Annotated in this window: 11 protein-coding genes and 1 riboswitch; of the genes, 8 read left to right on the top strand and 3 right to left on the bottom strand. The window is 54.0% G+C overall.

Annotated elements, in window-relative coordinates:
• Positions 1–90: 90 nt before the first annotated feature.
• The gene (gene malK / locus EAE_RS08600) at positions 91–1,200 is read right to left on the bottom strand and encodes a maltose/maltodextrin ABC transporter ATP-binding protein MalK (RefSeq protein ID WP_015368770.1); all 1,110 of its coding nucleotides are present in this window, start codon (positions 1,198–1,200) and stop codon (positions 91–93) included.
• A 370-nt stretch (positions 1,201–1,570) separates the two neighbouring features.
• Between malK and malE the strand changes: the two genes are divergently transcribed.
• From malE to malG, 3 genes are all read left to right on the top strand, one after another.
• Positions 1,571–2,761: a maltose/maltodextrin ABC transporter substrate-binding protein MalE gene (gene malE, locus EAE_RS08595; RefSeq protein WP_015368772.1), complete on the top strand. Its 1,191-nt coding sequence runs from the start codon at positions 1,571–1,573 to the stop codon at positions 2,759–2,761.
• A 129-nt stretch (positions 2,762–2,890) separates the two neighbouring features.
• Positions 2,891–4,435, top strand: a complete 1,545-nt coding sequence (gene malF, locus EAE_RS08590) for a maltose ABC transporter permease MalF (RefSeq protein ID WP_015368773.1) — start codon at positions 2,891–2,893, stop codon at positions 4,433–4,435.
• Positions 4,436–4,449: 14 nt separating this feature from the next.
• On the top strand, positions 4,450–5,340 hold the full coding sequence (malG, locus tag EAE_RS08585) for a maltose ABC transporter permease MalG (RefSeq protein WP_015368774.1): 891 nt from the start codon (positions 4,450–4,452) through the stop codon (positions 5,338–5,340).
• A gap of 193 nt (positions 5,341–5,533) precedes the next feature.
• Here the strand turns inward: malG and psiE are convergent, their stop codons facing one another.
• On the bottom strand, positions 5,534–5,944 hold the full coding sequence (psiE, locus tag EAE_RS08580; protein WP_015368775.1) for a phosphate-starvation-inducible protein PsiE: 411 nt from the start codon (positions 5,942–5,944) through the stop codon (positions 5,534–5,536).
• Between the two features lie 364 nt (positions 5,945–6,308).
• Between psiE and EAE_RS08575 the strand changes: the two genes are divergently transcribed.
• From EAE_RS08575 to EAE_RS08555, 5 genes are all read left to right on the top strand, one after another.
• Positions 6,309–7,586 (top strand): L-cysteine desulfidase family protein, encoded by a 1,278-nt coding sequence (locus EAE_RS08575; RefSeq protein ID WP_015704035.1) that lies wholly within the window; start codon positions 6,309–6,311, stop codon positions 7,584–7,586.
• Positions 7,587–7,669: 83 nt separating this feature from the next.
• Positions 7,670–8,410, top strand: coding sequence for an AzlC family ABC transporter permease (locus EAE_RS08570; protein WP_015368777.1), 741 nt, complete (start codon positions 7,670–7,672; stop codon positions 8,408–8,410).
• Entirely contained in the window at positions 8,403–8,723 is a 321-nt protein-coding gene (locus EAE_RS08565) for an AzlD domain-containing protein (protein ID WP_015368778.1), read from the top strand. The genes EAE_RS08570 and EAE_RS08565 overlap by 8 nt, the downstream gene beginning before the upstream one ends.
• Before the next feature lie 20 nt (positions 8,724–8,743).
• Positions 8,744–9,124 carry a RidA family protein gene (locus tag EAE_RS08560; protein WP_015368779.1) on the top strand — a complete coding sequence of 127 codons (381 nt, stop codon included), beginning with the start codon at positions 8,744–8,746 and terminating at the stop codon, positions 9,122–9,124.
• Positions 9,125–9,234: 110 nt separating this feature from the next.
• Positions 9,235–9,714, top strand: a complete 480-nt coding sequence (locus EAE_RS08555) for an acyltransferase (protein WP_015704034.1) — start codon at positions 9,235–9,237, stop codon at positions 9,712–9,714.
• Positions 9,715–9,763: 49 nt separating this feature from the next.
• Here the strand turns inward: EAE_RS08555 and pgi are convergent, their stop codons facing one another.
• Positions 9,764–11,413 (bottom strand): glucose-6-phosphate isomerase, encoded by a 1,650-nt coding sequence (gene pgi / locus EAE_RS08550; RefSeq protein ID WP_015704033.1) that lies wholly within the window; start codon positions 11,411–11,413, stop codon positions 9,764–9,766.
• A gap of 340 nt (positions 11,414–11,753) precedes the next feature.
• Positions 11,754–11,987, top strand: a riboswitch (Lysine riboswitch).
• Positions 11,988–12,086: the final 99 nt, after the last annotated feature.

Genomic DNA, 12,086 nt, shown 5'->3' with positions numbered 1-12,086 from the left:
TGAGATCATTGCTTTTCTTTGAACACTTCCCCGTCGGCCGCCGCATGGTTGGCTGCGCGCTGGGTTCGCGTCTTCTTTTAATGGGGAACCTTATACGCCTGGCTCTTTATGCAACCGACGACAAGCGGTGCCATCCTCACGGAATAAATGGCAGCGCTCCGGCGGCAAACCGATGGCGAATGTGGCTCCCTCTTCTACCAACACCACGTCATTCTGGCGGTACACCAGGTTCTGACGGATGGCGGGGATCTGGATATGAATTTGCGTTTCGTGACCAAGCTGTTCGACCACCTGCACTTCGCCCTCAAGGGTGACATCGGCGATGTCGCTCGGCAGCAGGTGTTCCGGGCGGATACCCAAAGACATATTGGCGCCGACCTGAACGTGGGCGCTGTCTACCGGCAGCCAGACCTGCTGGCGGTTCGGTAGTTCGACCTGTACCTGTTCAATGGCGGTCGCGGTGACTTTGACCGGCAGGAAGTTCATCTTCGGCGAGCCAATAAAGCCCGCGACGAAGCGGTCTGCCGGATAGTGATAGAGTTCCAGCGGTTTCCCGACCTGCGCGACGCGGCCGGCATCCAGCACGACGATTTTGTCGGCCAGGGTCATGGCTTCCACCTGATCGTGGGTGACGTAAATCATCGTGCGACCAAGGCGCTTATGCAGACGGGAGATTTCGATACGCATCTGCACGCGCAGCGCGGCATCGAGGTTGGACAGGGGCTCATCAAGCAGAAAAACCCGCGGCTCGGCGACCAGGGTACGGCCGATGGCCACGCGCTGACGCTGGCCGCCGGAGAGCGCTTTCGGCTTACGCTCCAGCAGGTGCGCCAGCTGCAACACCTCTGCGACCTGAGTCACGCGCTGGTTAATCACCTCTTTTTTCGCCCCGGCCAGTTTCAGGCCAAAAGACATATTTTCGGCAACGGAAAGGTGGGGATAGAGCGCATAAGACTGGAATACCATGCCGATGCCGCGCTCGGCGGGCGGCACATCGTTCATTCGGGTATCGCCAATAAACAGATCGCCGCTGGTGACCGTTTCCAGTCCGGCAATCATACGCAGCAGGGTGGATTTGCCGCAGCCCGACGGTCCTACAAACACGACGAACTCCCCATCCTGGATCTCGAGATTGATATCTTTAGATACCACCACGTCGCCCCAGGCTTTCGTTACATTTCGTAGCTGTACGCTCGCCATGCCCTTCTCCCTTCGTTACAACCTGTCACTTAAAGACACATTCAAGATGGGCTGACTATGCGGCATTCATTACGTTGGCAAATCCTCCACCCCCCGGGTTTTTGATGGGGGAGGAGACGGGAGGATGAGAAATTGCCTCTCGCCGCCGGAAGTTCCCGGCAAAAGGTCATTTCGTGATCGAAGCGACAAAAACGGTGGCTTTTTTATGTGCTCCAGGGCCCATTACCGGCATTTCTGCAATACGGATCACATAAACGGCGGGCGGGGCGTAGACATAGGGAGGATGGAAAGAGGTTGTTAAAAAAGGAAACTCATCAGCGTTAAACCACTCAAGTGTATCCACGAGCACATCACCAAATAGGACGGGTATATGAAAATCAAAACTGGCGCTCGCATCCTCGCGCTGTCTGCATTGACGACGATGATGTTTTCCGCCTCTGCCCTCGCAAAAATTGAAGAAGGTAAGCTGGTTATCTGGATTAACGGCGATAAAGGCTATAACGGCCTCGCTGAAGTGGGTAAAAAGTTCGAGAAAGATACCGGCATTAAAGTTTCCGTAGAACATCCGGATAAGCTGGAAGAGAAGTTCCCGCAGGTTGCAGCGACCGGCGACGGCCCGGATATCATCTTCTGGGCGCATGACCGCTTTGGCGGCTACGCGCAGTCCGGTCTGCTGGCGGAAATCACCCCGGATAAAGCGTTCCAGGACAAACTCTATCCGTTCACCTGGGATGCCGTACGTTACAACGGCAAGCTGATCGCTTACCCGGTAGCGGTGGAAGCCTTGTCGCTGATTTATAACAAAGACCTGGTCCCGAACCCGCCGAAAACCTGGGAAGAGATCCCGGCGCTGGATAAAGCGCTGAAGGCGAAAGGCAAGAGCGCGCTGATGTTCAACCTGCAAGAACCGTACTTCACCTGGCCACTGATCGCCGCCGATGGTGGATACGCGTTTAAGTTTGAAAACGGCAAATACGACGTGAAAAACGTCGGCGTCGATAGCGCCGGGGCAAAAGCCGGTCTGACCTTCCTGGTCGACCTCATCAAAAATAAACACATGAACGCCGACACCGACTACTCCATCGCGGAAGCGGCGTTCAACAAAGGCGAAACCGCGATGACCATCAACGGTCCGTGGGCGTGGTCTAACATCGACAAGAGCAAGGTTAACTACGGCGTCACTCTGCTGCCGACCTTCAAAGGCAAACCGTCTAAACCGTTCGTTGGCGTACTGAGCGCCGGGATTAACGCCGCCAGTCCGAATAAAGAACTGGCGAAAGAGTTCCTCGAAAACTACCTGATGACCGATCCGGGCCTGGAAGCGGTGAACAACGATAAACCGCTGGGCGCCGTGGCGCTGAAATCCTTCCAGGAGAAGCTGGAGAAAGACCCGCGTATCGCCGCCACCATGGCTAACGCCCAGAAAGGCGAAATCATGCCGAACATCCCGCAGATGTCGGCGTTCTGGTATGCCGTCCGTACCGCGGTTATCAACGCCGCAAGCGGCCGTCAGACCGTCGATGCCGCGCTGAAGGATGCACAGGGCCGTATCACCAAGTAATACCGTCGCACACGTGCCGGATGGCGGCATAAATGCCTTATCCGGCCTACACGCTTTGTAGGCCGGATAAGTACAGCGCCATCAGGCACTCTTGTCGACAGATATTTAACGTTGTAGAGGATGATCCCCATGGATGCCGTTAAAAAGAAACACTGGTGGCAAAGCCCGCAACTCACATGGTCTGTGATTGGTTTGCTGTGCCTGCTGGTGGGTTACCTTGTTGTTTTAATGTACGCCCAGGGGGAGTACCTGTTCGCCATCATGACGCTGATTTTAAGCTCAGTTGGCCTGTATATCTTTTCCAATCGCAAGGCCTATGCCTGGCGTTACGTTTATCCGGGTCTCGCCGGGATGGGGCTGTTTGTTCTGTTCCCGCTGATCTGCACCATTGCCATCGCCTTCACCAACTACAGCAGCACCAACCAGCTCACCTTCGAACGCGCCCAACAGGTACTGATGGATCGTTCTTTCCAGGCCGGCAAAGCCTATAACTTCTCACTCTACCCGGCAGGCGATGAGTGGCAGCTGGCGCTGACGGACGGTGAAAGCGGTAAAAATTATCTCTCTGAAGCCTTTAAATTTGGCGGCGAGCAGAAGCTGGCGTTAAAAGAAGCCGATGCCCTGCCGCAAGGCGAACGCGCGAATTTACGCGTGATCACCCAAAACCGCGCCGCGCTGAACCAACTGACCGCCGTGCTGCCGGATGAAAGCAAAGTGATTATGAGTTCGCTGCGCCAGTTTTCCGGCACCCAGCCGCTGTACGCGCTGGCTAACGACGGCACGCTCACCAACAACCAAAGCGGCGTGAAATATCGCCCCAACGCCGACATCGGCTTTTATCAATCCATCAATGCCGACGGCAGCTGGGGCAATGAGAAGCTGAGCCCGGGTTATACCGTCACCATCGGCTGGGATAACTTCACCCGCGTTTTCCAGGATGAAGGGATCCAGAAGCCGTTCTTCGCCATTTTCGTCTGGACCGTGGTGTTCTCGGTGCTGACGGTGATTTTGACCGTCGCCGTGGGAATGGTGCTGGCCTGCCTGGTGCAGTGGGAAGCGTTGAAGGGCAAAGCGATTTACCGCGTGCTGTTGATTCTGCCGTATGCGGTGCCGTCATTTATCTCAATACTGATTTTCAAGGGGCTGTTTAACCAGAGCTTTGGTGAAATCAACATGATGCTGAGCGCGCTGTTCGGCATTAAACCGGCCTGGTTTAGCGACCCAACCACCGCGCGCACGATGATCATCATCGTCAACACCTGGCTGGGCTACCCGTACATGATGATCCTGTGCATGGGACTGCTGAAGGCGATTCCGGACGATCTGTACGAGGCGTCGGCGATGGATGGCGCGGGCCCGTTCCAGAACTTCTTTAAAATTACGCTACCGCTGCTGATCAAGCCGCTCACGCCGCTGATGATCGCCAGCTTCGCCTTTAACTTTAACAACTTCGTGCTGATTCAACTGTTAACCAACGGTGGCCCGGACCGTCTCGGCACCACCACGCCGGCCGGTTATACCGACCTGCTGGTGAGCTACACCTATCGCATCGCCTTTGAAGGCGGCGGCGGTCAGGACTTCGGCCTGGCGGCGGCTATCGCCACGCTTATCTTCCTGCTGGTTGGGGCGTTAGCGATTGTGAATCTGAAAGCCACGCGCATGAAGTTTGATTAAGGGAGATAACGATAATGGCTATGGTCCAACCCAAATCTCAGAAACTGCGTCTCTTTACGACACACCTGTTGCTGCTGATTTTTATCGCCGCGATTATGTTCCCGCTGCTGATGGTTATCGCTATCTCGCTGCGCGAAGGCAACTTCGCGACCGGCAGCCTGATCCCGGATACCATCTCCTGGGAGCACTGGCGTCTGGCATTAGGCTTCAGCGTCGAACACGCCGATGGCCGGGTAACGCCGCCGCCATTCCCGGTCCTGCTGTGGCTGTGGAACTCAATTAAGGTGGCCGGGATTACTGCGATCGGCATCGTCGCCCTCTCCACCACCTGCGCTTACGCTTTCGCCCGTATGCGCTTCCCGGGTAAAGCGACGCTGCTCAAAGGGATGCTGATTTTCCAGATGTTCCCGGCGGTACTGTCGTTGGTGGCGCTGTATGCGTTGTTCGACCGCCTCGGTCAGTATCTGCCTTTCGTCGGCCTCAACACTCACGGCGGGGTGATCTTCGCCTATATGGGCGGCATCGCGCTGCACGTCTGGACGATTAAGGGCTACTTCGAAACTATCGATGGTTCACTGGAAGAAGCGGCCGCGCTGGACGGCGCCACTCCGTGGCAGGCCTTCCGCCTGGTGCTGCTGCCGCTCTCGGTGCCGATTCTGGCGGTCGTGTTTATTCTGTCGTTCATCGCCGCGATTACCGAAGTGCCGGTGGCCTCGTTGCTGCTACGCGATGTGAACAGCTATACCCTGGCGGTGGGGATGCAGCAGTATCTCAATCCGCAGAACTACCTGTGGGGTGACTTCGCCGCGGCGGCGGTACTGTCGGCGATTCCGATTACCGTCGTCTTCCTGCTGGCTCAGCGTTGGTTGGTCAACGGCCTGACGGCGGGCGGGGTGAAAGGTTAAGTTTCATCATGTTAGACCCTTGTTTTATCGCCCCAAATTTCAGAGAGGGTGGGATGTGGTACACGACCCCAACCGGGTACGGCAGCCCACCTCTCCCTGAAAAAGTAGGGCAAATGCCACTGCAATCCTCTACTGGACCCTACATAAATTTCATTTGTGATTGTCGGTCAAGCGGCCCTGGAGGCCGCTTTTTTTATTCCCGTTTCAGGCGGTTGGAATTACACAACCACAGGGTAATCACCAGGATAAGGATCGCCGCAGAGTAAATCAGCACCGCCATCGGCGACTCATGGTCGACGATAATAAGCCGTACAATCGCGGTAATGCCGATATAGACGAAATAACGCAGCGGGAAGTGAAAACCGGACTCAAAGTATTTCACAATCAACGCGATAAATTCGAAGTAGAGAAAATAGACCACCAGCCCTTCGACCAGCTTGTACTTACTCACCGGCTCCGGCGTAAACAGCACGTGCGCCAGATGCAGGGTCTCCTTTCCCAGGAACACCACCAGAATAATTCCCAGGCACAATAGCGCCAGGTTGAGCACAGCCTGCATGGCCTTCGCAACAAAATTAACCAGCGGACGATATACCGACGGCATAGTGACACCTCAAATGCATGAACGTTATTGATCTGTATAGCGCAAAAGTGTGATCCAGATCTACTTCGCTTTGCGAGCAGCATCGGTCCTTCAACGCGGTAAATGCAACTAAGAGAAAATTTTACTTCCTACAATGCTGTGAGCAAGTTAACCAAATCATCCATTACGCTTAGGATAAAACCAAATAACCAACTGAAATTTAAAATATTTACCATTTGAAACAGTTATATCTTAAAACCTGCCACAAGATAAAATTTTTCTCTAATCCGCATTATTTATATGGCTATTAGGGTAAGATTTTTCTTATCCTTTGTCTTAGCATTATCGCAGTTGAATAAAATTTAATTTTGGACATTAAATCATTATGAACACCGATAACGCTTCCCTGTACGTAAAATGGCTCAAACAAGAAGTTGCCCCGGCTTTAGGTTGTACTGAACCCGTCGCTATTTCCTTCACTGCCGCCTACGCCGCTCAATATCTGGATCAGCCTTGCACCAGAATTAGCGGTTTTATTTCCGCCAATCTCTATAAAAACGCGATGGGCGTGACTATTCCCGGCACCGCCGTTTGCGGTGTAGCGCTGGCCGCCGCAATTGGCGCATTTGGCGGCAATCCGCAAAAGGGATTAAAAACGCTGGAAGATATCACCCCGCTACACGTCGAAATGGCGCAGAAACTGATCGCCAATAATGCCGTTGATATTGCCGTCGAAGAGACTCCGGACTTTATTCATCTCGATTTAACCCTCTCTGCTGGCGAGAATAACTGTCGCGTCGTGGTGAAAGGAACCCACACCAACGTGGTCGAACTTTATATTAATGACCAGCCACAGCCATTAAGCGCAAAACAGAATGCGAGCGCCCGGCACGAAACGCTGCCCACATTTTCGCTACAGCAGGCTTACGAATTTATTAATAGCGCCGACTTTAATGATATTCGCTTTATTCTCGAAGCCGCGCGCTTAAACTCCGCGCTGGCGGCAGAAGGCAAAACCAAAAAATATGGCCTGAACATTAACGGTACCTTTGCTGACGCCGTGAAAAACGGCCTGATGAGCAACGATCTGTTAAGCAAGGTGATCATCGACACCGTCGCCGCTTCAGATGCCCGCATGGGCGGCGCGCCGGTGGTAGCGATGTCTAACTTTGGTTCAGGCAATCAGGGCATTACGGCAACCATGCCGGTAGTGGTGGTTGCAGAGCATCTTGGCGCCGATGAAGAGACCCTGGCGCGCGCTTTGTCTCTATCTCATCTCACCGCCATCTCAATTCATTCTCGTTATACGCGCTTATCTGCGCTATGCGCGGCCTCAACCGCCGCCATGGGCGCCGCCGCCGGGATGGCCTGGCTATTTACTCGCGACATCAACACCATTAACACCGCGATTATTAATATGGTCAGCGATATTACCGGCATGATTTGTGATGGCGCCTCTAATAGCTGTGCGATGAAAGTCTCATCTGTGGTATCCAGCGCCTTTAAGGCGGTACTGATGGCAATGCAAAATAGCTGCGCTGGCGCCAATGACGGTATTGTCTGCGCCGATGTCGAGCAGACTATTAATAACCTGTGTCGCCTGGTGATTAAACCAATGGCCCTCACCGATAAAGAAATCATCAGCATCATGGTCGCTAAATAATAATATTTAACGGGCCTGAACATTCAGGCCCTGATTAACCTACCCTACCCATACTATTATTTATAAATTAGCAGGTATAGCAGATGAATAAAAAAGTCATCTTCCGCGGCGCCAGCGCCATTATGCCGCTGTGCATCGGCGACTTTCCATTTTCATTTATTGTCGGCGCATTAAGCGTCAGCGCCGGCATGAGCGTCTGGCAGAGTACGGCGTGGTCGGCGATTGTTATTGCCGGCTCCGCGCAAATGCTGGCATTAAATATGCTTAAAACCGGCGCCACGCTCGGGGTTATTATATTCACCACATTAATAATTAACCTACGTCACGTACTGTACAGCGCCTCTATTTCCGGTACCGTCCGTGAAGCATCGTTCTTTAAAAAATGCTTTATGTCCTACGCGCTGACCGATGAAGTGTACGCCACCACCGTAAAAGAGATGGAAGGCAATAAGCAGGATAAGTATCTGTTTTATGGCTCGGCGATGATCACCTTCTGGGCGATTTGGGTACTGGCCGATTTCCTCGGCGCGCTGGTCGGCGCCTCATTCCCGAATATTGAAAAGTATGGTCTGGATTTCGCCATGGTCGCCGCCTTTATCGCCATTGTGGTGCCGCAAATAAAAAGCCAGGCCTGTACCGTCGCCGCCGTGGTGGCCGCCGTCTCCGGCGTGCTGTTGGTCATCCTGCCCTACTCCCTGGGTATTGTCGTCGCCTCAGTACTTGGCGTGCTCGCCGGGCTGTGCGTCGACCTGGCTGAAGAACGTAAACAGGCAGCGATTGCCGAATCCGACATGCCGCTCGTGGAGGCGCTGGAACATGAATAATAGCTACTTTATCGCCCTGACTTTGGGTATGGCCGCCGTGACCTTCCTGATCCGATTTTCGTTTATCGGCCTGGCCGGAAAAATCCAGATGTCCGAGCGGGTGACGAAAACGCTGCGCTTCGTCCCGGTCACCGTCCTGCCGGCCATTATCACCATTCAGATCCTTAGCGTGAATTCCAGCATGGAGTTCGACTTAAAGAATCCGAAGGTGATCGCCGCCATTATCTGCACGCTCGCCAGCTTCCGTTTAGGCCTGGTGTGGGTGGTGGTGAGCGGCGTCGGCTCGCTGGTGTTGTTGAATTACTTTATGTAACCGTTTGAAGGATAACCCGTATGATTATTACCACCGCTGACGCGCCTGCCGCTATCGGCCCGTACGTGCAGGGCGTCAATCTCGGCGCGATGACCATCACCTCCGGTCAGCTGCCGATTAATCCGCTGGACGGCACCATGCCCAGCGATATCGCCGAACAGGCGCGGCAATCGCTGGAAAATGTGAAAGCCATCGTTGAAGCAGCCGGACTCACGGTCGGGCAGATTGTTAAAACCACGGTGTTTGTCAAAGACCTGAAGGATTTTGCCGCCATCAACGCCGCCTATGAGGCCTTCTTTACCGAACATCAGGCCACCTTTCCGGCACGCTCCTGCGTGGAGGTCGCAAGACTGCCGAAAGACGCCGGCGTCGAAATCGAAGCCATCGCCTTCGCTCGTTAATCTCCTGGCTGGGGGGGAAAACCTCCAGCCTCCTTCCCCACCGTTTTTCGCCGTTCCTCCTTGCTCATTTTGCAGGCACTATACGATGAGATCCGAACGAGGAATGCAGCATGTCGAATGAGCCAAATATTCCCCCTTTTACGCTTCGCGATACCGGCGTTCGCAACGTCATTTGCGGCGAAAACGTGGTCATATACCAGCCCGCCAACCTTTATGATTGCCAGCTTGACGATAACGTCTTTATCGGGCCGTTCGTCGAGATTCAGGGGCACACGCGCATCGGTGCGGACAGCAAAATCCAGTCCCACAGTTTTATCTGCGAGTACGTCACCATCGGCCAACGCTGTTTTATCGGCCACGGCGTGATGTTCGCTAATGATATGTTCCGCGATGGCAAACCGAATGCCGACCGCGACAGTTGGGGGCGTATTGAAATCGGCAATGACGTCTCTATCGGCAGCGGCGCCACCATTCTGGCGGTGAGTATCTGCGATGGCGTGGTCATCGGCGCCGGGAGCGTGGTGACAAAATCCATCACCGAGAAAGGCGTTTGGGCGGGCAACCCGGCGAGGCTGCTGCGGCGACTATAAATAAAAATGCCGACCCGAGGGTCGGCATTAAGGTTTAATTGCGCAGCGCTTATGCGCGCCAGGCTTTATAACGGTTAATCAGGCCGTTGGTAGAGCTGTCGTGGCTGCTGACGTCCGCGCCATCTTTCAGTTCCGGCAGGATACGGTTAGCCAGCTGTTTACCCAGCTCAACGCCCCACTGATCGAAGGTGAAGATGTTGAGAATCGCGCCCTGGGTGAAGATTTTGTGCTCATACAGCGCAATCAATGCGCCCAGGCTGAACGGGGTAATTTCACGCAGCAGGATGGAGTTGGTCGGACGGTTGCCTTCGAACACTTTGAACGGCACCACGTGCTCAAGCTGAGCCGGATCTTTACCCTGATCGCGATATTCCTGCTCAACCACTTCGCGGGATTTACCAAAGGCCAGCGCTTCGGTCTGAGCGAAGAAGTTAGACAGCAGTTTCTGATGGTGGTCAGACAGCGGGTTATGGGTGATAGCCGGGGCGATGAAATCGCACGGTACCATTTTGGTGCCCTGGTGGATCAGCTGATAGAACGCGTGCTGACCGTTAGTCCCCGGCTCGCCCCAGATGATAGGGCCAGTCTGGTAATCCACGACGTTGCCGTTACGGTCAACGTACTTACCGTTGGATTCCATGTTGCCCTGCTGGAAGTAAGCGGCAAAGCGATGCATGTACTGATCGTACGGCAGAATTGCTTCGGTTTCGGCGCCGAAGAAATTGTTGTACCAGATACCAATCAGCGCCAGCAGTACCGGCAGGTTTTTCTCAGCCGGCGTGGTAGAGAAGTGTTTGTCCATGGCGTGGGCGCCGGACAGCAGCTGAACGAAGTTGTCGAAGCCGACGGACAGAATGATAGACAGACCGATGGCGGACCACAGGGAGTAACGACCGCCGACCCAGTCCCAGAACTCAAACATGTTAGCCGTATCGATACCGAACTCGCCGACCGCTTTAGCGTTGGTGGAGAGCGCCGCGAAGTGTTTCGCCACGTGTTTATCGTCGCCCGCGGTCGCCAGGAACCAGTCACGCGCGCTGTGGGCGTTGGTCATGGTTTCCTGAGTGGTGAAGGTTTTAGAAGCCACCAGGAACAGCGTGGTTTCCGGATTCACCGCTTTCAGCACTTCGGCGATATGGGTGCCGTCAACGTTAGAAACGAAGTGCATGTTGAGGTGGTTTTTATACGGGCGCAGCGCTTCGGTCACCATGAACGGGCCGAGGTCTGAACCACCAATACCAATGTTCACCACGTCGGTGATCGGTTTGCCGGTATAGCCTTTCCAGCTACCAGAGATAATCGCTTCGGAGAAGGCTTTCATCTTCTCCAGTACAGCGTTGACTTCCGGCATCACATCTTTGCCGTCAACCACAATTGGCGTATTGCTGCGGTTGCGCAGTGCGACGTGCAGTACCGCGCGGTCTTCGGTACGGTTAATTTTTTCACCGGAGAACATCGACTTGATAGCGCCGGCCAGATCGGTCTCTTTCGCCAGATCCTGCAGCTTAGACAGCGTCTCTTCAGTGATGCGGTTCTTGGAGAAGTCCACCAGCATCAGATCGTCAAAAGTGGCGGAGAATTTAGAGAAACGATCGCTATCTTTGGCGAAAAGCTCGCTGATAGTGACGTCTTTCATTTCATCGAAGTGTTTCTGTAATGCCTGCCATGCAGCGGTCTGCGTTGGGTTGATATTTTTCATTAGCAATACTCTTCTGATTTGAAAAATGTGACTTCGGTCGATTGTAGCCTCAGCGGCGGAAAATTGTGATGATTTTTGTGTTATGCCGTTGACGGGGGTCAGAAATAGGGTAAAGAGCTCCCATATTATAGCGATCATTAGGCTTTTTTCTGTTATCCGCCGATGCATGAAAAATCCGCATAACCCTGTCGTTGACATACCCGTCCGGAAGCCTTTATATAGCTGAACTGCCTGCGGAACCGTAGGTATGTATTGCTCGCGCATTTCACGCTACAGCGAAGAGTATCGTTGGGGGGTATAATGACCAGTCTCTCCCCAGGCATAGTGAAAGACGTCAGTAATTGCCAGAAGAGGTGCGTTGCCCAGGTAACCGTATTGGAGGAACCAGTCCGGGGATAATACGTGAGGGGGAGCAACGCCGAGGCGCACAGACATCTGGTTAAGTCTGTCGCCGGCCACAGGGGCTGAATCCCCTGGGTTGTCACCAGAAGCGTTCGCAGTCGGGCGTTTCATACTCGCGAACCGATGCGCGTCATCGGCGAACGGGTCTACAAGGTGGAGCACTTCTGGGTGACATCGTAGTTTGTTTATCGCTCTGCGCCCACCCTACTTTTCGCTCTTCCCTTGTGCCATGGCTGAGTTAATTTGGCCTGGCTTATTAAGACATTTTGTA

It is taken from the genome of Klebsiella aerogenes KCTC 2190 (assembly GCF_000215745.1).
GTDB lineage: Bacteria > Pseudomonadota > Gammaproteobacteria > Enterobacterales > Enterobacteriaceae > Klebsiella > Klebsiella aerogenes.
This window is presented reverse-complemented; position numbering and strand designations above follow the sequence as displayed.

Bases quoted from the DNA above. Each gene is read 5' to 3' on its own strand.
- malK (WP_015368770.1), bottom strand. From the start codon at position 1,200: ATGGCGAGCGTACAGCTACGAAATGTAACGAAAGCCTGGGGCGACGTG.
- EAE_RS08555 (WP_015704034.1), top strand. From the start codon at position 9,235: ATGTCGAATGAGCCAAATATTCCCCCTTTTACGCTTCGCGATACCGGC.
- malE (WP_015368772.1), top strand. From the start codon at position 1,571: ATGAAAATCAAAACTGGCGCTCGCATCCTCGCGCTGTCTGCATTGACG.
- malF (WP_015368773.1), top strand. From the start codon at position 2,891: ATGGATGCCGTTAAAAAGAAACACTGGTGGCAAAGCCCGCAACTCACA.
- psiE (WP_015368775.1), bottom strand. From the start codon at position 5,944: ATGCCGTCGGTATATCGTCCGCTGGTTAATTTTGTTGCGAAGGCCATG.
- EAE_RS08575 (WP_015704035.1), top strand. From the start codon at position 6,309: ATGAACACCGATAACGCTTCCCTGTACGTAAAATGGCTCAAACAAGAA.
- EAE_RS08570 (WP_015368777.1), top strand. From the start codon at position 7,670: ATGAATAAAAAAGTCATCTTCCGCGGCGCCAGCGCCATTATGCCGCTG.
- EAE_RS08565 (WP_015368778.1), top strand. From the start codon at position 8,403: ATGAATAATAGCTACTTTATCGCCCTGACTTTGGGTATGGCCGCCGTG.
- pgi (WP_015704033.1), bottom strand. From the start codon at position 11,413: ATGAAAAATATCAACCCAACGCAGACCGCTGCATGGCAGGCATTACAG.
- EAE_RS08560 (WP_015368779.1), top strand. From the start codon at position 8,744: ATGATTATTACCACCGCTGACGCGCCTGCCGCTATCGGCCCGTACGTG.
- malG (WP_015368774.1), top strand. From the start codon at position 4,450: ATGGCTATGGTCCAACCCAAATCTCAGAAACTGCGTCTCTTTACGACA.